The sequence below is a fragment of the Celeribacter baekdonensis genome, assembly GCF_900102315.1.
Taxonomy (GTDB): domain Bacteria; phylum Pseudomonadota; class Alphaproteobacteria; order Rhodobacterales; family Rhodobacteraceae; genus Celeribacter; species Celeribacter baekdonensis.
Window position 1 is genome coordinate 186,210 of record NZ_FNBL01000005.1, and the last position, 19,481, is coordinate 205,690.

18 protein-coding genes are annotated in these 19,481 nt (G+C 57.1%); 5 read left to right on the top strand and 13 right to left on the bottom strand.

The window, feature by feature from the left end:
- Window positions 1-5: 5 nt before the first annotated feature.
- The 9 genes from BLT54_RS10925 to BLT54_RS10965 form a co-directional block, all read right to left on the bottom strand.
- Window positions 6-779, bottom strand: a complete 774-nt coding sequence (locus BLT54_RS10925) for an L-iditol 2-dehydrogenase (protein WP_074644846.1) — start codon at window positions 777-779, stop codon at window positions 6-8.
- Window positions 776-1,780, bottom strand: coding sequence for an ABC transporter ATP-binding protein (locus BLT54_RS10930; protein ID WP_074644848.1), 1,005 nt, complete (start codon window positions 1,778-1,780; stop codon window positions 776-778). Before BLT54_RS10930 ends, BLT54_RS10925 begins: the two co-directional genes overlap by 4 nt.
- 22 nt (window positions 1,781-1,802) lie before the next feature.
- Window positions 1,803-2,633: a carbohydrate ABC transporter permease gene (locus BLT54_RS10935; protein ID WP_074644850.1), complete on the bottom strand. Its 831-nt coding sequence runs from the start codon at window positions 2,631-2,633 to the stop codon at window positions 1,803-1,805.
- Between the two features lie 10 nt (window positions 2,634-2,643).
- A complete protein-coding gene (locus tag BLT54_RS10940) occupies window positions 2,644-3,516 on the bottom strand; it encodes a carbohydrate ABC transporter permease (RefSeq protein ID WP_009572316.1) in 873 nt (290 codons plus the stop codon).
- Window positions 3,517-3,605: 89 nt separating this feature from the next.
- Window positions 3,606-4,916, bottom strand: a complete 1,311-nt coding sequence (locus tag BLT54_RS10945; protein WP_074644852.1) for an ABC transporter substrate-binding protein — start codon at window positions 4,914-4,916, stop codon at window positions 3,606-3,608.
- 109 nt (window positions 4,917-5,025) lie between these two features.
- Entirely contained in the window at window positions 5,026-6,009 is a 984-nt protein-coding gene (locus BLT54_RS10950; RefSeq protein ID WP_074644854.1) for a sugar-binding transcriptional regulator, read from the bottom strand.
- A complete protein-coding gene (locus BLT54_RS10955) occupies window positions 5,996-6,682 on the bottom strand; it encodes an HAD family hydrolase (protein ID WP_074644856.1) in 687 nt (228 codons plus the stop codon). The genes BLT54_RS10950 and BLT54_RS10955 overlap by 14 nt, the downstream gene beginning before the upstream one ends.
- A gap of 77 nt (window positions 6,683-6,759) precedes the next feature.
- The gene (locus BLT54_RS10960) at window positions 6,760-7,593 is read right to left on the bottom strand and encodes a GNAT family N-acetyltransferase (RefSeq protein WP_074644858.1); all 834 of its coding nucleotides are present in this window, start codon (window positions 7,591-7,593) and stop codon (window positions 6,760-6,762) included.
- The gene (locus BLT54_RS10965; RefSeq protein ID WP_074644861.1) at window positions 7,590-8,288 is read right to left on the bottom strand and encodes a GntR family transcriptional regulator; all 699 of its coding nucleotides are present in this window, start codon (window positions 8,286-8,288) and stop codon (window positions 7,590-7,592) included. Before BLT54_RS10965 ends, BLT54_RS10960 begins: the two co-directional genes overlap by 4 nt.
- 251 nt (window positions 8,289-8,539) lie before the next feature.
- Here BLT54_RS10965 and BLT54_RS10970 point away from each other — a divergent pair, with 251 nt between their 5' ends.
- The 5 genes from BLT54_RS10970 to BLT54_RS10990 all read left to right on the top strand — a co-directional run bounded on the left by BLT54_RS10970 (window position 8,540) and on the right by BLT54_RS10990 (window position 13,282).
- Window positions 8,540-9,514, top strand: a complete 975-nt coding sequence (locus tag BLT54_RS10970) for an ABC transporter ATP-binding protein (RefSeq protein WP_074644863.1) — start codon at window positions 8,540-8,542, stop codon at window positions 9,512-9,514.
- A gap of 36 nt (window positions 9,515-9,550) precedes the next feature.
- Window positions 9,551-10,816, top strand: coding sequence for an ABC transporter substrate-binding protein (locus BLT54_RS10975; protein ID WP_074644865.1), 1,266 nt, complete (start codon window positions 9,551-9,553; stop codon window positions 10,814-10,816).
- 114 nt (window positions 10,817-10,930) lie between these two features.
- Complete coding sequence (locus tag BLT54_RS10980; RefSeq protein ID WP_074644867.1) at window positions 10,931-11,785, top strand: ABC transporter permease; 855 nt, start codon at window positions 10,931-10,933, stop codon at window positions 11,783-11,785.
- 2 nt (window positions 11,786-11,787) lie between these two features.
- Window positions 11,788-12,624, top strand: a complete 837-nt coding sequence (locus BLT54_RS10985) for an ABC transporter permease (RefSeq protein WP_074644869.1) — start codon at window positions 11,788-11,790, stop codon at window positions 12,622-12,624.
- Between the two features lies 1 nt (window position 12,625).
- Window positions 12,626-13,282 (top strand): aspartate/glutamate racemase family protein, encoded by a 657-nt coding sequence (locus BLT54_RS10990; protein WP_074644872.1) that lies wholly within the window; start codon window positions 12,626-12,628, stop codon window positions 13,280-13,282.
- Here BLT54_RS10990 and BLT54_RS10995 read toward each other — a convergent pair.
- From BLT54_RS10995 to BLT54_RS11010, 4 genes are read right to left on the bottom strand one after another with little or no spacing between them, the layout of a single operon-like run.
- Window positions 13,274-13,972 (bottom strand): TetR/AcrR family transcriptional regulator, encoded by a 699-nt coding sequence (locus BLT54_RS10995; RefSeq protein ID WP_074644874.1) that lies wholly within the window; start codon window positions 13,970-13,972, stop codon window positions 13,274-13,276. The genes BLT54_RS10990 and BLT54_RS10995 overlap by 9 nt on opposite strands.
- Complete coding sequence (locus BLT54_RS11000; protein ID WP_074644877.1) at window positions 13,969-17,016, bottom strand: efflux RND transporter permease subunit; 3,048 nt, start codon at window positions 17,014-17,016, stop codon at window positions 13,969-13,971. The genes BLT54_RS10995 and BLT54_RS11000 overlap by 4 nt, the downstream gene beginning before the upstream one ends.
- A complete protein-coding gene (locus BLT54_RS11005; RefSeq protein ID WP_074644879.1) occupies window positions 17,013-18,086 on the bottom strand; it encodes an efflux RND transporter periplasmic adaptor subunit in 1,074 nt (357 codons plus the stop codon). The genes BLT54_RS11000 and BLT54_RS11005 overlap by 4 nt, the downstream gene beginning before the upstream one ends.
- On the bottom strand, window positions 18,083-19,138 hold the full coding sequence (locus BLT54_RS11010; protein WP_074644882.1) for an efflux RND transporter periplasmic adaptor subunit: 1,056 nt from the start codon (window positions 19,136-19,138) through the stop codon (window positions 18,083-18,085). The genes BLT54_RS11005 and BLT54_RS11010 overlap by 4 nt, the downstream gene beginning before the upstream one ends.
- Between the last annotated feature and the right edge of the window lie 343 nt (window positions 19,139-19,481).

The window sequence follows — 19,481 nt, forward strand, 5'->3', positions numbered from 1 at the left end:
GGACCTCAACTCATCCATTGGCCGCCATCGACGTTATACGTCTGGGCGACAATGTAATCGGCCTCTTTCGAGGCGAGGAAAATCGCCATTCCGGTCAAATCAGAGGCCCGGCCCATACGTCCATAAGGCACCGCATCGCCGACCTCTTTTTTCTTTTGACCCAAAGGCTTGCCCTCATATTTGGCAAAGAATGCATCAACCCCGTCCCAATGCTCGCCGTCAACCACGCCGGGGGCGATGGCGTTGACGTTGATGCCATGGGAAATCAGATTCAGCCCCGCCGATTGGGTCAGCGAAATCACCGCCGCTTTGGTGGCGCAATAGGTGGCGACAAGCGCCTCACCGCGCCGACCAGCTTGCGACGCCATATTGATGATCTTGCCGCCTTTACCGCGCGCGATCATATGTTTGGCGACCGCCTGCATGGTGAACAACGTACCGCCAACATTGATGTCAAACAGGCGGTGAAAATCGTCGCGGGTGATCTCGACCAAGGGCGCGGCAGAAAACAACGCAGCATTGTTGATCAGGATGTCGATCCCGCCCAGCGCCTCAGCTGCCTGTGCGACCGCCGTGTCAATGCTGCCTTGCGAAGCCACGTCCATTTCAACCGCCACGGCCCCCTGCCCTAACTCTGTGGCGGCCTCACGCGCGCGGGCGATGTTGATGTCCGCAATGGCAACGCGCGCGCCCTCCGCCAGATAGGCCTTGGCGAATTCATAACCGATGCCGCGCGCCGCCCCGGTGATCAGCGCGGTTTTTCCAGAGAGCCTGTTCATGCGATGCGAAGCCCCTGTGCGTCAAACCGATGCAGATGGGTCAGATCCGGCGTCAGATAAATCGTATCGCCATAATAAAGCGCCACTTCGCCCGACGCCCGCACGGTCAACGGATCATGGAACCCCTCAACCGTGACGTGGAAAAACGTATCCGACCCCAAATGTTCCGACACGCCGACGGTGCCTTTCCATGTGCCAGAGTCCGATGAAATCGCGATATGTTCCGGGCGGATGCCGATGGTGGTTGCGCTGTGTTTCTCTGCCTCAAGCCCGGTCAAAAGGTTCATCTTGGGCGAGCCGATAAAGCCCGCCACAAAGACGTTGCGCGGGGTGCGGTACAGCTCCATCGGCGAACCGACCTGTTCGATCCGCCCCGCTTGCAGCACGACGATTTTATCGGCCATGGTCATGGCTTCGACTTGGTCATGAGTGACGTAAACCATGGTTGTGGTCAGACGTTTGTGCAACTCAGAGATTTCCAGCCGCATCCCGACCCGAAGGGCTGCGTCCAAGTTGGACAGCGGCTCATCAAACAAAAACGCATCCGGTTCGCGCACGATGGCGCGGCCAATGGCAACACGTTGGCGTTGACCACCGGACAATTGCCCCGGCCGACGGTCGAGATAATCGGTGAGGTTGAGCGCCTTGGCCGCCGCTTCGATCCGGCGGTCCTGTTCGTCCTTTGGCATGCTGGCCATGCGCATCGGAAAGGCGATGTTTTTGCGCACCGACATATGCGGGTAAAGCGCATAGCTTTGAAACACCATCGCCAGACCGCGTTTGGCCGGAGGCGTTTGCGTGGCGTCCTGACCGTTGATGCGGATCTCGCCGCCAGAGACATCTTCAAGCCCTGCGATCAGGCGCAAAAGGGTGGATTTGCCACAGCCGGAGGGTCCGACAAAGACCACAAATTCGCCGTCTTCAATCGTCAGATCCAGTGGCGGAATGACTTCGACATCGCCAAAGGCCTTGCTGACTTTATCAAGTGTAATGCGTCCCATATGTCCGCTCCTTCTGTCGATTTTACTTCACGGCACCAAAGGTGAGGCCGCGGACAAGTTGTTTTTGGCTGAACCAGCCCATGATCAGGATCGGCGCGATTGCCATGGTCGAGGCCGCCGAAAGTTTGGCGTAAAACAGGCCTTCTGGGCTTGAATAGCTGGCGATGAACGCGGTCAGGGGCGCGGCTTTGGCAGCCGTGAGATTGAGCGTCCAAAACGCCTCATTCCACGCCAGGATGATGTTCAAAAGCACCGTCGAGGCGATGCCCGGAATCGCCATGGGCGTGAGCACATAGAGGATTTCCGAGCGCAAAGTCGCGCCGTCCATCCGTGCGGCTTCCAAGATTTCACCGGGGATTTCTTTGAAGTATGTGTAGAGCATCCAGACGATGATCGGCAGGTTGATCAGGGTCAGAACAATGACCAAACCAATCTGCGTGTCCAACAGGCCGAGGTTGCGGAAGATCAGATACATCGGCACCAAAACCCCCACTGGCGGCAACATTTTGGTAGAGAGCATCCACATCAAAATGTCTTTGGTCCGGCGCGACGGCACAAAGGCCATGGACCATGCAGCCGGGATGGCGATGATCAGCCCCAAAAGTGTTGAGCCACCGGACAAGACCACCGAATTCCAGAAATGGCGGAAGTAGTTTGAGCGCTCTTGCACCGTGACGTAATTCTCCAAGGTCCAGTGGAAATTGAAGAAAATCGGCGGGTCTGCGATGGCCTGTGCCTCGGTTTTGAACGAGGTCAGGATGGTCCAAAGGATCGGAAAGAAGATCGCGAGACCGACAGCCCAGGCGAAAAATGTGGTGACGAGTTTGCGGTTGGTCGAAACAGAACGTGCCATGATCGCCTCCTTACGCGTCGAGGTTTTTGCCGATCATCCGCATCAGGAAGATCGCAACAATATTGGCGAGAATGATGGCAACGACGCCACCGGCGGAGCCTCCGCCCACATCGAATTGCAACAAAGATTGCATGTAGATGAGGTAGGTGAGGTTGGTCGACGCTGTGCCCGGACCGCCGTTGGTGGTCACAAGGATTTCGGCGAAAACCGAAAGCAAAAAGATGGTTTGGATCAGGATCACCACGGTGATTGCGCGCGACAGATGCGGCAGCATGATGAACCAAAACCGTTTGATCCACGGCGCGCCGTCCATTTCTGAGGCTTCCAATTGCTCTTGGTCGAGCGACTGAAACGCAGTCAAAAGGATCAGCGTGGCGAAGGGCAACCATTGCCAAGACACGATGCCGATGATTGAGGCCAAGGGGGCTTGTGCGAGGAAATCAAACGGCTCAAGCCCGAAGAATTTGAACAGATGCGCGAACAGCCCATTCACCGGGTTCATGAACATGTTTTTCCACACCAGGGCGGAGACGGTCGGCATCACGAAAAACGGCGCGATGACCAGAATGCGGACAATGCCCTGACCGAAAAACGGCTGATCGAGCAACAGCGCCAAAAACACACCACCAATCACCGTGACCAAAAGCACGCCACACACCAAAAGGATCGTATTGGTGAGCGCTGCAAAAAACGCGGGGTCAGTGAGGAAGTATTTGTAATTGGTCAGCCCGGTGAACTCCTCCATGCCCGGCATCAACAGGTTGTAGCGCAAGAAGGAGAAATAGAGCGTCATGGAGAGCGGGATCAGCATCCACCCGAGCAGCAAGATCACTGCGGGGGAGATCATAATCCGGGCGCTGGCGCGAGAATGTTTCGTGGCCATGGGGTGCCTCGGTGTCTGCGTGAGGGAAATGGACGGGCCGGGATTTGAGGAACCGGCCCGTCACTGGGAGAAGCGTCAAGCGGGCGCGGTTACTTGATGTAACCGGCTTTCATCATTTCGCGTTCTGTGAGTTTTTGAGCATTATCAAGCGCTTGTTCTGCTGACATTTGCCCAGCCAATGCGGCGGAGAACTGTTGCCCCACGGCGGTGCCGAGGCCCTGGAATTCGGGGATGGCGACGAATTGCACACCCACATAAGGCACCTCATCCACGGTCGGATGTTGCGGATCGGCGGAGAGGATGCTTTCCAGCGTCATTTTCGCGAAAGGCACTTTTTGGTACTCTTCGTTCATGTAAAGCGACTGACGCGTGCCCGGAGGAACGTTGGCCCAGCCTTCTTTAGACGCAACCAAAGCGGTGTACTCTTTCGAGGTGGCCCATTCGACAAAGGCTTTCGCCGCATCGATTTTTTGGGTGCCGGCCGGGATACCGAGGTTCCACGCCCAGAGCCAGTTGCCGCGTTTGCCAAGCCCATTGTCGGGGGCAAGTGCGAAACCAACGCTGTCCGCAACCGAGGAGTCGTTCGGGTTGGTCACGAAAGAGGCCGCAACCGTGGCATCAATCCACATGCCGCATTTGCCGGTTTGGAACAACGAGAGGTTCTCGTTAAACCCATTGCCGGATGCGCCCGGAGGACCGTAGTTGTTCATCAGGTCAAGGTAGAAGTCGAGCGTGGCTTTCCACTCTTCCGAGTCGAATTGCGGTTTCCAATCCATGTCAAACCACTTGGCGCCAAACGAGTTGGACATGGCGGTCAGGAAGGCCATGTTTTCGCCCCAGCCCGCCTTGCCACGCAGACAGATACCGTAAACTTCGCCCTCTTTGTCAGTCATCGCGGCCGCAGCCTCTTTGATGAAATCCCAAGTCGGGGCTTCGGGCATGGTCAGACCGGCTTTTTCCATCAGGTCGGTACGATACATCACCATCGAGCTTTCGCCGTAGAACGGTGCGGCATAAAGTTCGTCGTCCACAGTCAGACCATCGCGGATCGCAGGCAAAATGTCGTCAATGTCGTAGCTGTCCGGCAGATCATTGAGCGACACGAGCCAGCCACGTTCGCCCCAGATCGGAACCTCATAGGTGCCGATGGTCATCACGTCGAATTGGCCGCCTTTGGTGGCAACATCTTGGGTCACGCGCTGACGCAGCACGTTTTCCTCAAGGGTCACCCATTCAACCTCAATATCCGGATGTTTGGCGTAAAAATCATCCATCAGACCCTGCATTCGGATCATGTCGCCGTTGTTCACGGTGGCGACGGTGATGGTCTCGGCAGAAGCGCCCGCTGCCAACGCAGCAAGAGCACACGCCCCCATGAGGGTGCGGAATGTGGTATTCATGGTATCCTCCCTTACGATCTGAGCATTTGCTCATTTCATGGACCAATGCTCACTCATAAACATGGATTCTGTCAAGAGCGTTTAACAAAAGCCCTTTGGAAGGTATTTCTTATTGAGATATGAGAGCCTTAGCTGTCCACTCATCGGTGAACAATCCGTCGATCAATCCACCTCGCAGTGCAGCATTCAGCGCCGCAAGCTTACTCGCGCCTGCGCCAATGCAATAAACTGGCATGTCTCCTTCGGGCACACGCACCCCCACCATCCGGTCATTGACGGGGTGATCAAGGTATCGGCCCTCGACGTCAAAAATGTGACCGCAGATCTCGCCAACGCCTCCAGACGCGCGCAAAGCGGTCAGTTCATCGGCGGTCAGAAACCCGTCCACATAAAGCGGCGCGTCATCCCCCATTTGACCAATCCCGACAATCGCAAGATCGGCAGATTTCGCCAATTCGCGCGAGGCCGCGACATGTGGCAAAGAACGATACAGGTTCAGTTCAACATCATCGCGCGCCGCAACGGGCACCGACATCGGGTAATGGCGGGCCTGAATCTTTTCGGCAAACCGCATGATCACCTCGTAAAACGAGGCCGAACTGTCGGGCGCAACATTGCCAATCAGAGACACAAGTTTGTGGCGCGAGCCATCGACCGCGCGCAATTGATCAACCACAGTTTTAAGCGTCCGCCCGGTGCCCAAGGCAAAGACTTTCGGCTCCTCAGAGGAAAACAGCCGCTCCAACACCGGAGCGACGAAAGGCGCGAGGCCCTGAAGCGGGTCGACCCCGGCACCAAGCCCCGGCGACACCCAGGCCGCAGTCAGGCCAAACCGCGCCTTCAAGGCCCGTTCCAATTCGAGACATTCGGCAATTGGGTGTTCGATGCGTACCCGGATCAACCCCTCAGAAGAGGCCCGCGCCACAAGCCGCTGCGCCCTTTGCCGCGAAATGCCAAGCTCCTGCGCGATCTGATCTTGGGTCAGCCCACCGACAAAGGACAACCATGCCGCGCGCGCTGCCAAATCGCGCGGCGAGATGTCTGTATCGTCGACATTGCCCTTAGGTTTAGCCTGCGGTTTAGCCTGCGTCATGGTCGGACATGTCCTTCATAAGATCTTCGGCAGAATGAAAAAAGTCGCCATAGGATACAAATATACGATGGGCCAGCGAAGGTGCGGACGCCTCAAGATCCAGTCCCATCAGGTGACTTCCGCCAACAAACCGCCACACGGTCATCCCCGCCGAAAGCCCGGCCTGAACCCCCGCCAAGGAATCCTCGATCACCAAACAGCGCTCGGGTGCGACCCCGTTTTTCTGAGCCGCCAAAAGGAACATATCCGGGGCGGGTTTTCCGCGCGACACTTCTTTGGAGGTCGTGGTACGGCCCTCAAACAGATCGGTCAACCCCACCATCGACAGCGACTGTGCCAGCCGCGGCGGGCTTGAACTGGTCGCCAATGCATAAGGCACGCGCAGCCGTTCGATCACCTCACGCACCCCCGGCATGATTTTCAAATCCGCCTCAAACGCCGCCATTAAGCGGGCACGATACTCGGCCTCAAACCCATCGGGCAAGACAATACCAAATTCCTTTTGGATTTGATCCAGAACCACGGGATAGCTGCGACCAAGGAAATGCTGGGCAACATAGGCGGTGTCGATGCTTACGCCATAGCCCTTGAGTTCTGAGATCAACATCCGCGCGGAAATGACTTCGCTGTCAATCAACACGCCGTCGCAATCAAAGATCACCAAATCAAACATGTTGCCCCCTTCTTCCAGCCTCTCAGCCCAACACAGGGTAGCGAGGCGGGTGCGGGGAGACAATTGCAAACCGACTTTCAACCCAGTTCCATCGTCGCGATACCATACAGCGTCTGCGCCGCGGGGGGATTGGGTGGCGTGCCGCGATACATGCGCGCGGTCTCAAACGTCGCCTCAAAGCCTTGGGCGATGAGTGCCTGTCGAAAATCCTGTTGCAGATCAGGGACATCGACGATGACATGTGAGGCCCCCAAGGCCTGTGACGTACCGCTCATCAATGCCAAAGCTGCCTCTTGATCCGGGGCAATCACCGGCCCGATCTTGCAGCCGTGGTGACACAAACGCGCCGTGGCAAAGCCGGTGATCTGACCGTCGGTCTCGCAAACAAAGCTCTGCCGTGTCTCGGTTCCCAGAAGCCATCCAGACAGGAAACGCGGGCGCATATAGCCATTGGCCAGCCGATCCAGAGTGGCAATCGCGGCAAGATCATCCTGCGCCGTGGGACGCAAGCCGGGTTTGATCAGATCAGGCACTCCACCCTCAAACCGTGCCGTTGCGCCGGTTTTGACAAAGCCGGATTTGGCATAATTGGCTTCTTGCGTGGCCACCCCATCAAGACCGACGGTGCGTGATCCCGCGTGTTTCAACGCCTCTGTCCAAAGTGCATAGCCAATCCCGCGCCCCCTGAATGCAGGTTGGCACAGATAGAGGCCCAGAAAGGCAAAATCCGCATCGTGATTGACCACAGAAATCGCCGCGACGATTTGATCGTTGACCTCTGCCACAAAAAAACCGTCCTGATCCGCAGCCCAAAACGCCGATGCATCATCAAGGCCGGGGTTCCACCCCTCAGCACACGCCCAGTCCAGGACGCGCACCAAATCCCGCGGTAGCGCTAAGCGCAGCTTCATTTCAACGCGTCTTTGAGGGATTTCGCGACGGAGGGTTGATCGCGCAAATCGAGTGAGGTCAAAAGATCGACCAGATGGTGTTTCATCAATTCCTCTGCCGCGTCAGGATCATTGCGCCCAAACGCCTTGATCAGCGCATCATGGGCGTGGCTTTCGCAAAGTGCCGTGCGGCGTTGCCAATAAAGCGCGATGATCAGCGAGGAGCGCGCCACCAATTGGGCGATGAAATCAGCGATGGTCGTCTGATCGGCGATCCGGGCGATTTCAATGTGAAACATCCCCGACAGATGCAGCGCGCGCCCCGTATCACCCGCACGCAGCGCCGCGTGTTCGGCATCTATATGCTTTTGCAAGACCTTTACATCGGTCGCTTTGGCCCGTTCTGCGGCGGAACGTGCGGTACGCGGTTCCAAAAGTGCGCGGGCTTCAAACACCTCGCGCGCCTCGCGCACGGAAGGCTGCGCGACAAAGGCACCGCGATTGCGTTTGAGTTCCACAAGGCGTTCATGGGCAAGCTGTTGCAACGCGGCACGCACAACCGTGCGACTGACGCCGTAAATCTCGCCCACCTCATCTTCGTTCAGCTTCATACCCGGCGAAAGGCGGTGTTCGTGAATGGCTGTCGCCAGACTGTCTGCAACTTTACCGCTGCCGCTGCCGCTGCCACCGCCGCTGTGCTCCACCATAACCTGCATCACCAATATCCTTCGTGTCTTTGTGTTTGGAGCTTTTCGCCGTGCGACCTGATTCTCAAGCCCGTTGATTGAATTATATCGTCCACAAGATTGTATACGAATTTGGCGCATAATTAATGCACCTTTATGTACAGAGCGCCCAATCCATGGGCATTTGATGTGCGCACCCGCTGCAACTGCGAAAAAATCTTCTGCCCTGCACAAAACTGGACAAGCGTGAAGATCATCGACCCTCAAAGGATGGATAGCTCATGCGCTCTGGCAAAGATCTTGAACTCGTCACTCTGACAAAGCGCTATGGCACCACTGTCGCCGTTGATCGCATCAATTATGTCTTTGAGAATGGCAGCTATGTCTGCCTTCTCGGACCATCAGGGTGCGGTAAATCCACGACGCTGCGAATGATCGCGGGGCATGAAAGCGTCTCTGACGGGTCTATCCTGTTGGACGGGTTCGATATTTCTCATCTCCCCCCGGCCAAACGCGGCACCGCGATGATGTTTCAAAACTACGCGCTGTTCCCGCATTTGAACGTCCGTGACAACGTGGCCTTCTCGCTGCGGATGAAAGGTATTGATAAGCCCGAGCGCCACAAGGCCGCCAATGAGATGTTGGACCTGGTGCACATGACCGCCTTTGCCGACCGCCTCCCGGCGCAGCTTTCGGGCGGCCAACAGCAACGTGTCGCTTTGGCGCGGGCTTTGGTGACCAAGCCGCGGGTGTTGTTGCTCGACGAACCGCTCTCCGCCCTTGATCCGTTTTTGCGCATCAAAGTGCGGGCCGAATTGAAACGCATTCAGCGCGAGCTGGGCATCACCTTTTTACACGTCACCCATGGTCAGGACGAAGCGCTGGCGCTGGCCGATGAGATCGTGGTGATGAACAATGCGGTGATCGAACAGGCGGGGCCTGCGCGCAGCGTGTGGAACGGCCCGCGCACCGAATTTGTCGCCCGATTCATGGGCGGGCATAATGTGATTTCGCTCGATGGCGCCAAGGTGGCCCTACGCGCCGATGAGGTGACATTGGGCGAAGCCGGACTGGCCGCCACGGTGATCTCGGTTGAATATCAGGGCGCACATGTGGCGATGACCTCGATGACCGACGCGGGCGAAGAGGTCTTGGCCCTCGTGCCCGAAGAGCAATTTTTTCAAACCCCGAAAAATCCGGGCGATGCCGTGCGGCTTGCCTGGGACGAGGGGCGGGTTCACCGCCTCCAAACCTAAACCCCATCAAAACCTCTCCAACAAGGGAAGATTGTCATGTCTAAAATGCGTTATTCGCGCCGCGCGGTGCTTAAGGGCGGAGCAGCAGTGGCCGCCGCCTCTGCACTCCCCGCGCCCATGGTCTGGGCACAGGAAATCAAGGATATCACCCTGCGCCAATTCGGCACCGGCGTGTCCAACCTCAATGAAGTTGGGCAAAAAGTGAAAGAAGACTTGGGCTTCACGCTTGAGATGACCGCGCTTGATTCCGATTCCGTAACCCAACGCGCCGCGACCCAACCGGACAGCTTTGACATTGCCGATATCGAATATTGGATTTGTAAAAAGGTCTGGCCGACGGGCAATCTTCAAGCCATGGACACGTCCAAAATCAAGAATTACGACAAGATCGTCGGCATTTTCAAATCCGGCAAACTGACTCCCGAAAGCGTGATCGCCCAAGGCACCGCGCCCTCCACCGTGGGCTTTGTCGAAGGTCCGGGCGCAACCGCTTTTGCCACCGAAGAAACGGGTTGGATGACCCTCATTCCGACGATCTATAATGCCGACACGCTGGGCATTCGCCCCGATCTGATCGGTCGTCCGATCGACACATGGGCCGAGCTTTTGAACCCGGAATTCAAAGGCAAAGCCTCGATCCTCGACATCTCCTCGATCGGGATCATGGACATGGCGATGGTCTGTGAAGCGATGGGTGAAATCCAATATGCCGACAAAGGCAACATGACCAAAGACGAGATCGACAAGACATTTGCGATCTTCACCGAAGCCAAGAAAGCCGGCCAGTTCCGCGCATTTTGGAAGACCTTTGACGAGTCGGTGAACCTGATGGCCTCTGGCGAGGTTGTGATTCAATCCATGTGGTCGCCTGCGATCACAGCCGTGAAATCGCGCGGCATCGACTGTGTGTATCAACCGCTCAAAGAGGGCTATCGCTCTTGGGGTGGCGGTATTGGGCTTTCGAAATCGCTCACGGGCATGGCCCTGGATGCGGCTTATGACTACATCAACTGGTATCTCGATGGCTGGGTCGGCGGGTTCCTGATGCGTCAAGGCTATTACTCCGCCGTGCCTGAGACCTCGAAAGACTATATGTCCGAAAATGAATGGGGCTATTGGTTTGAAGGCAAACCGGCCACAGGCGACATCACCTCGCCGTTTGGCGACGTGTTGGCCAAAGCGGGCGAGACCCGCGATGGTGGGTCCTTCTACGACCGGATGGGGTCCGTCGCCTGTTGGAACGCGGTCATGGATGAGAACCAGTACATGGTCCGCAAATGGAACGAATTCATCGCCTCCTAATATGAGGGGGCGCTGCCCCCTCCGGTGCTGCCCCACGGGGCCGCACCTTCCTCCCCCGGGATATTTTCAGACAAAAGAAACGCGTGGGCCGGGCCCGGTGTTGAGCGAGGACAGATGTTGAAAAACCGTCACATCCAAGGTTGGCTACAGGCCTCTCCCCTGACGCTTGTCCTTATTGGATTTTTGATCTTGCCGATCATCACCATCGTTGTGGTGAGCTTTTGGCAAGCCACGGAATTTTCAATTATCCCGGCATTTTCATTAGAGAATTACGAATTTCTGTTTGGCTCTCATGTGACCTACAAAGTGTTTTATGCCACGTTGAAATATGCGGCGATCACATGGGCGCTCACACTTTTGATCGGCTTTACAGTCGCCTATTATCTGGCCTTTCACATCCGCAGCCAGACCATGCAGATCGCGCTGTTTTTGCTGTGCACGATCCCGTTTTGGACCTCGAATATCATCCGCATGATTTCATGGATTCCCTTCCTTGGCCGCAATGGCATCGCCAATTCAGCGCTGCAATCCTGGGGCGTGATTGATCAGCCGCTTGAGTGGCTTTTATATTCGGATTTCTCGGTGATCCTGGCCTTTGTCCATCTCTACACCCTGTTCATGGTGGTGCCGATTTTCAACACGATGACGCGGATTGATCACAGCTTGATCGAGGCGGCGCGCGACAATGGCGCAAGCGGATTTCAGACGCTTCGGCATGTGATTGTGCCGCTGACCAAGCCGGGAATCATGATTGGCACCATCTTTGTGCTGACGCTTGTCATGGGCGATTTCATCACCGTGCGCTTCATGTCGGGGTCGCAAAAAGCCAATGTCGGCCGGTTGATTTCCAATGACATCGCGCTGTTGCAATACCCCTCTGCCGCCGCCACCGCCGTCATCCTGTTGATCACAGTGCTGATCGTGATCGGCATCCTGTTGCGCTTTGTCGATATTCGGAAGGAGCTTTGATCATGGGAAAACGGCCCGGTTCCTTTTATGTCCTCAGCGCGGTCTTCGCCCTGTTCATCCTGTTCCTCTATGGCCCAACCCTGACCATTGGCATCCTGTCGTTTCAGGGACCGACCGGGGGGTTGACCTTTCCGATGCGCGGCCTGTCGCTGCATTGGTTCCGCGATCTGTTTGAACAACAGGCGGTGGGCGATATTTGGGGCGCTTTCCGACGCTCTCTCGCGCTGGGGTTGATGGTCATGGTGACGACTGTCGTCGTCTCCGTCATGGGCGGTTTTGCCTTTCGCAAACGGTTCTATGGCTCCGGCATTTTGTTTTACCTGATCATCGCTTCGCTGGTGATCCCCTCGATCCTGATCTCGCTTGGCGTCGGTCTGATCTTTAGCCAACTTGGGTTTAAAATCCATTGGGCCACCTCGGGTTTCGGTTCGCAACTGACATGGACGCTGCCCTTTGGGTTGCTGATCATGTTTGCCGTGTTCAACCGCTTTGACAAATCCTTTGAAGAGGCCGCGCGCGATCAAGGCGCCTCGCCATGGCAAACGGTGCGCTACGTCGTTTTGCCGATCATCGCGCCCTCTCTCATTGGCGTGGGTCTGTTTGGGTTTACCCTGTCCTATGACGAATTCGCCCGCACTTTGTTGACGGCGGGGTCGTACAACACGCTGCCACTGGAAATCTTTGGCATGACCACCAATGTGACCACGCCGGTGATCTACGCGCTTGGCACCATGACCACGCTGTTTTCGCTTTTGATCATCGGCGCGTTTCTTTTGACCGTGTGGATTTTGGGCAAACGCCGCGCGCGGCTTGGGTCCGATGCGGGCAAAGGGGTCTAAAGTGAAGATCCTTTTTCTCAATCCGAATTCCTCCGCCCATATGACGCAGAGTGTTGTGGCGACCGCGCGCGCGCTTTTGCCTGAGGCGGAGATTTTAGGCTGGACCAACGCGGACGGCCCCGCCGCCATTCAAGGTCCTGAAGATGGTGCGGCGGCGATCCCTGGCCTGATGGCATTGTTACCGAAAGCGCGCGAAGAGGGCGTTGAAGCCATCGTCATCGCCTGTTTCGATGACACGGGATTGGAGGCCCTGCGTGCGGCGGCGCATTGTCCGGTGATCGGGATCGGCGAAGCGGCCTATCATTTTGCCCTGCTCAAAGGCCAAACTTACGGCGTGGTGACGACCCTTGGCGTCTCTGTCCCGGTGATTGAGGGCAATATCCGCCGTCACGGGTTTGAGGCCGCCTGCCTCGCGGTTTCGGCCAGTGGCATTGCGGTTTTGGAGGTCGAAGAGGGCCGCCCCGAGGTCTTGGATCACCTCACAAACGAGATCAAAGCCATGCGCGCGCGCGGGGCACAGACGGTGATTTTAGGATGCGCGGGCATGTCCACGCATCACGGCACATTGACGAAACGCTCAGGCGTGGTTCTGATCGACGGGGTCCGGGCGGCAACGCTTTTGGCGCAGGTGTTGGTGGTGGACCAGCACTCAGTGTGATTTGATCCACGCGGCGTTGCTTTGCGTCAAAAGCGCCTCACCCGGCACCACAGGGCAAACCACCGGACGCGCCGCAATGCGCGTGGCCTCGTCTGGCACGACCCCCAACATGCGCAAAATCGCCGCGACAAAGGCCGGAACATCGACCTCTTCACCCGCCACGATCCGGCGCATAAGCGCGAGCGTTCCGACCTCCAAGAGGTCCGTCACCATTGCCTCGGGCATCGGGCAAAAGTCACCCGCCATGATTGAGTCGCGCACGAAACAGGGCGCGACCTCATCCAAGACCTGACCAAACCCATAGGCATGTCGGCCGATCCGCGCCGTGAATTCGAGGAAAAGCGGATGCGCGCGGGCCAGTTCGACAAAGGCTTTGACGCCATAGGCCAACCGTTCCGCCGGGGGCAAATCCTCATCAATCGCATCAAAAATCAGCGAGACAATTTCGCGCGCGAGGGCCCGTTTGGCCGCAACCAAGACATCATCAATCGTGTCGAAATAGTTGTAAAACGTGCCGCGCGATACGCCCGCGCGGCGCACGACATGATCAATCACCGTGCCATTCACCCCACGGTCGGCAAAGACCATGGTGCCCGCTTCGACCAGACGATCATAGGTGCGCTGACGGCGCTCCTGTCCGATCCGGGTGCGGTAATCGACGGGTTCTGTTTGACGGATCTCTTCGGTCACGTCGCCTCCTTCGCCTCCGGTTTGACCCGGAACACAAGACAATAGAGCGCCGGCGCGAAGAGCAATGTGATCAATGTCCCGGCGATAATTCCGCCCATCATCGCAAAGGCCATCGGGCCCCAAAACACCTGACGCGAAATCGGGATCAAGGCCAAAGAGGCCGCCGCTGCGGTCAACAGGATCGGACGCGCCCGGCTGTCAGAGGCCTCAAACACGGCGTGCCAACGCGACTTGCCTTCGCGGCGCAGATCTTCGATGGCTTGAATGAGGATGATCGAATTTCGGATCAAAATGCCGACAAGGGCGAGCACCCCGAGCAGGGCGACAAATCCCATTGGCGCACTGGCGCTCAAAAGTGCCGCAACAACACCGATCAGCCCCAATGGCGCGACCGCGATAACGACGAACATCAGTCGGAAACTTTGGACCTGAATCATCGTCAGCGTCAGCATGATCAACACCATAATCGGCATGACGGCGGCAATTGGACCCTGACTTTCGGCGCTGCTTTCAACCGTACCGCCAACCTCGACCGTATAGCCGCGTGGCAGGGTTTGTTCAAAGCTGGCAATCGCCGGTTTGAGCGCATTGACCAAGGTTGCGGGCAAATCATCAGAGGCAATCGCCGCCTTCACGGTGATCACGGGCGCGCGGTCCTCTTGTCGGATCAGCGGCTGTTCGGTCACCCAATCCAATGTCGCAATCGAGGACAGTGGAATGGACACGCCTTGCGCATTGGCAAATTGCAGATTTTCCAGAGCAGTCAAGGTTTTGCGATCTTCCTCGGCGCCGCGAATTTCAACATCAATCAATGTGCGCGCATCGCGGATTTGGGTCACTGTGGAGCCCTCAAACAGGCTCGACATCACCCCCGCCACATCCGATTGGGTCAACCCAAGCTGACGCAACCGCGCCTGATCCAGATCGACGCGCACCACACGGCTTGGCTCATTCCAATCAAGCGAAATCGCGCTCAACCGCTCCTCTTTCGACAGGACAGCGGCAAGTTCACGTGCGTGGTCACGCAATTCAGCGTAATCAGGACCGGAAATCCGGTATTGCACGGGCTTGCCAACCGGCGGCCCAAGCTCAAAGGTTTTGGGATAGAATTCGACGCCAAGCCGGGCCTCGGAATAGGTCCGTACTTTGGTCAAAAGGCGATCACGCGCGTCAAGGTCGGTCGTCAGGATCAAGAGCTGACCAATGTTTGGCCCAGGCGTCAACGCCTCCAAGGTCAACACAACCCGTGGCGCACCATTGCCAATATAGGTCGTCCAAAACTCGACCTCCTCCTGAGCGCTCAGCCATGTTTCAAACTGCGCAATCTCGGTATCGGTTGCATAAATACTGGCGTTTTGGCGCAGAGTCACATCGACCAAAACCTCTGGGCGATCCGAGCTTGGGAAAAACTGTTGTTCGACCTTGCTCATGCCGACCACAGCCAGTGCGAAAGCCGCAAATGTGATGACCACCGTCAAAAGGCGGAACCGCATCGCAAGCCGCAACAGATGATGGAACCGACGACGCAACCATCCCGGTTCGCCATGCACATGTTTCCACTGTTTCGGCAAAAAAGTCGCCCCCAACACCGGCGCAAACAACACGGCGACAATCCAGCTCAGGACCAACGAAATGGCAATCACATAGAACAAGGTGATGGTGTATTCACCGGCGTTACTGCTGTTGAGACCGATGGGGATAAAGCCAGCGGTGGTGATCAACGTCCCCGTCAACATCGGCCACGCGATGGAAGTCCAGGCATAGGCGGCAGCCTTGCGGCGGCTTTCGCCCAGTTCGAGGCGCGAGATCATCGTTTCAATCGCGATCATGGCGTCATCCACCAAAAGACCCAGCGCGATGATCAAAGCGCCCAGTGAAATCCGCTGAAGCGTGATACCCAAAACCTCCATGAACACAAAGGTCAGGGCCAAAACCAAGGGGATCGTCAGGCTGACGACAAACCCCGCGCGCACACCGAGAGACACGAAGCTGACGGCAAGCACGATCACCACCGCCTCGATCAGCGCTTTCACGAAATGCCCCACCGACTCCTCAACCACTTTCGGCTGGTCGGCGACATGGTGGACATTGATACCCACGGGCAATGTCGTTGTGAGTTCAGCCATGGTCTCATCCAAAGCCGCACCAAAATCGAGCACATTGCCGCCATCGCGCATCCCGATTTTCAGACCGATTGCGGGCGCGCCATTGTAACGAAACAATTCGGACGGCGGATCATCGTAGCCCGAGGTCACATTGGCCACATCGGCCAGCGTGAAAAAGATGTCGCCAGACCGCAGCGGCGCATTGGCGAGGGCGTCTACACTGTCAAATTGCCCGGTGACCCGCAGCAAGATGTTTTCATCGTCGGTGCTGATCATCCCCGATGGGACGATCTGGTTTTGCGCCGCAAGAGAGCCCAAAACGGTTTGTCCATCCAGACCGAAAGCGGCCAAACGACGGGCGGAAAATTCGATATGGATGACCTGATCGCGGGTGCCAAACACTTCGACTTTACCAGCATCATCAAGACTTTGAACCACGTCGCGGACGTCTTCGACATACTCTTTGACCTCCTCGGGCGCATAGCCATCCGAGGTAAAGGCATAGACCGTTCCAAACACATCCCCAAAGTCATCATTGTAGGCAAAGCCTTGAAATTCCTGTGGGAACTGGCTTCGGATATCCGACATCATTTGCCGCACGCGGGTCCAGGACGGACGCACTTCGGAGGCGGGAACATTGTCGCGCAGATCAACATAGACCATTGCGATCCCCGGATAGGTCACCGAGCGTGTGCCATCAAGGGTCGCGAGTTCTTGCAGTTTGCGTTCAATGCGATCAGTCACCTGCGTCACGGTTTCCTCGGCGGTGGCCCCCGGCAAACTCGCGGTCACCACCATGGTGCGGATGGTAAAAGACGGGTCCTCTTCGCGCCCAAGCCTCATGTAGCTAAGCGATCCGGCGACCACAGCAATGATCATCATGAACCAGATAAAGGAGCGGTGCCCCAGTGCCCAATCCGACAGGTTGAACCCCTTCATTCGAGCCGCTCCCCAACTTTTTGTCCGTCCTCAAACGCATGTACACCGCGCACGACGATTTCATCATTCTCAGAAAGCCCTGCGGAAATCACCACCCGGTCGCCCACAATGGCGCCCAGCGTCACAGGCACAAATTTCGCCACACGATCTGGCGCGACGCGCCAAACGCCAGGTCTGTCTTGCGTCCCCGCAATGGCGCTTATGGGCAGGGTCATAGCAGGGTCCGCACCACGATTATAGGCCGCCGTAATCAAGGTGCCGATACGGTAATCCTCGGGCGGAGCAAGCAACACAAGCTGCAATCTCCGTGTCTCAAGACTGGTATCGGCGACGGGTTCAATCACGCTCAGCCGTGCCATCACCGGGGCAACGCCCCCCGAGCGGTGACGCACCACGAATCCCGCACCTTCCGGCATGATCGCGGCGACAGAGGCGGGCACATCAATGATCGCCTCGCGTCCCAAAGGATCGGCAATCTCCATCACACTCACGCCAGGGCTAACAAGCGTGCCGGGATCGACTGAGGTGGACAGGACAATCCCATCCCGTGGCGCGACAAGACTACCGTAGCGGGCCGCCTCCGTGGTTTGGGCCAGATCGGCACGCACGCTTTCGAGTTTGGCCGCCGTGGCATCGCGATTGGCGCGCGCGGCTTCGAGTTGGGCGGTGGTGGCCACATTGCGCGCCACAAGCGCCGAAACACGTTCATATTGGGTCTGCGCAAATTCGGCCTGCGCCTGTACGCCCGACACGGCGGCTTCGGCCACGGCAACATCTTGCGCCAATGTGATTTGATCTAAGGTTGCAAGCACCTGCCCTTTGGTCACGCGATCCCCGGCGGCAACATTGAGCGTCGCCAAACGGCCGCTGGTTTGGAACGCCAAAGCGGATACATCCTGACCGCGGATCACCCCGGAGTATTGACGTTTGACCACCGGATCGGTTGACACAAATTCGGAAATCACCGGGCGCAGCGCCGGAGTTTCACCCATATCGGACTGAGCCAACCCCACTTGTCCCAGACCCGAAAAAACAAGCATCACAGCCAAGAGCCGCATCGGTTTGATCATTGCATCGTCTCCCCTGCGACCACCGGGCGGCCGTCGAACAACATTTGCGACCCGGCCCCGACCACGAGATCCCCCTCGACAAGGCCCTCCGTGAGTTCAACGGTCTTATCGTTATAAGAGCCCACCCGCACAGATTTGAGTGACACGGTGGAGGTCGCAGGATCGACCACCCAAACGGCGGGGCCTTTGGAATCCGCCGTCAACGCGCTCCACGGCAAAACAATGCGTTGGTCGACTTCGATCGTGGAGCGACCTGAGATCGACGTGCCGATCGGGATGTGCATCGACATCTCTTCGGGAATGTCCGCATGGATTTCAACCGTTCCGGTGGAGGTCAAAACCGGCAAGACTTCGGTGATCGTCGATGGAAATGGTGCCTCTGTGCCGCCGGGATCAAGCTCGACCTCATGGTTGAGAATTTTCGACAGTCCCGCCGCATCCGGGGCCAAAAACACCGCCTGCTTTTTGCCCTTCAACGCGAGGGTGGCAACCGGAGCTCCGGCGGAAACGATCTCGCCCAGATCGACATATTTTTCGATCACGGTCACGTCCTCTTCGGCACGAATCTCTGTATCGTCAAGCGCTTGTTCGGCGGTTTCCAACATGGCACGGGCCTGATCGCGACTGGCCTGCGCCGCCAGAAAGGCCTGCTGCGCCTCATCATATTGCGCCTGCGTGCCCACGCCGCGCGCCAAAAGCGTATCCATTCGGGTGCGGGCTTGTTCGGCCTGAACCCATGCGGCTTCGGCAGCATTCAAATTGGCCCGGGCCGCATCAAGTGCAGCGGAAATATTGGTCGCATCAATGCGTGCAATCACCTCGCCGGCGCTCAATTGGCGCCCGACCTCGGCATCCAGATAGTCGATCTGACCGCCTCTGCGAAAGGCGGCCGGAAAGCTGTCTTTCGCCTCGACAGCGCCAACAACCTTGATCTCATGGACGACTGTTGCGCTTTTGGCGGAAATAATTTCGACCGCCAAAGGCACTTCGGCCAAAATTTGCATCGGGGTTAGGATGAGCCAGATCAGACCCAAGAGCGTTGGAACTTTCATGAATATCCCTGACATATCGAAAAGCTAAGCCTCTCACTTAGCCGAATTGACAGTTTTGTCAAATCTAACTTTACGGTTCGTACAGATTCCCTGATTTTCGGCCATATTGGTGTAGTCTTCCTGAAGACCGAAGATATGTCGCGTGTTTTTTCTGCACATATTTTGGAGTCTAAAATTTTGCATCCATAACTTGCATCCATAAGTTGACAAAAAGACTAAGATTAATTTATCCTCCCAGAGATCGCGCCGTCCGGCGCCTTGAACCGCGACATCCAATGGCACGCCATGGCGCAAAGCCCAGCCAGTCTTGGTGTTTCAATTACTGACACACCATCCGCCTCCC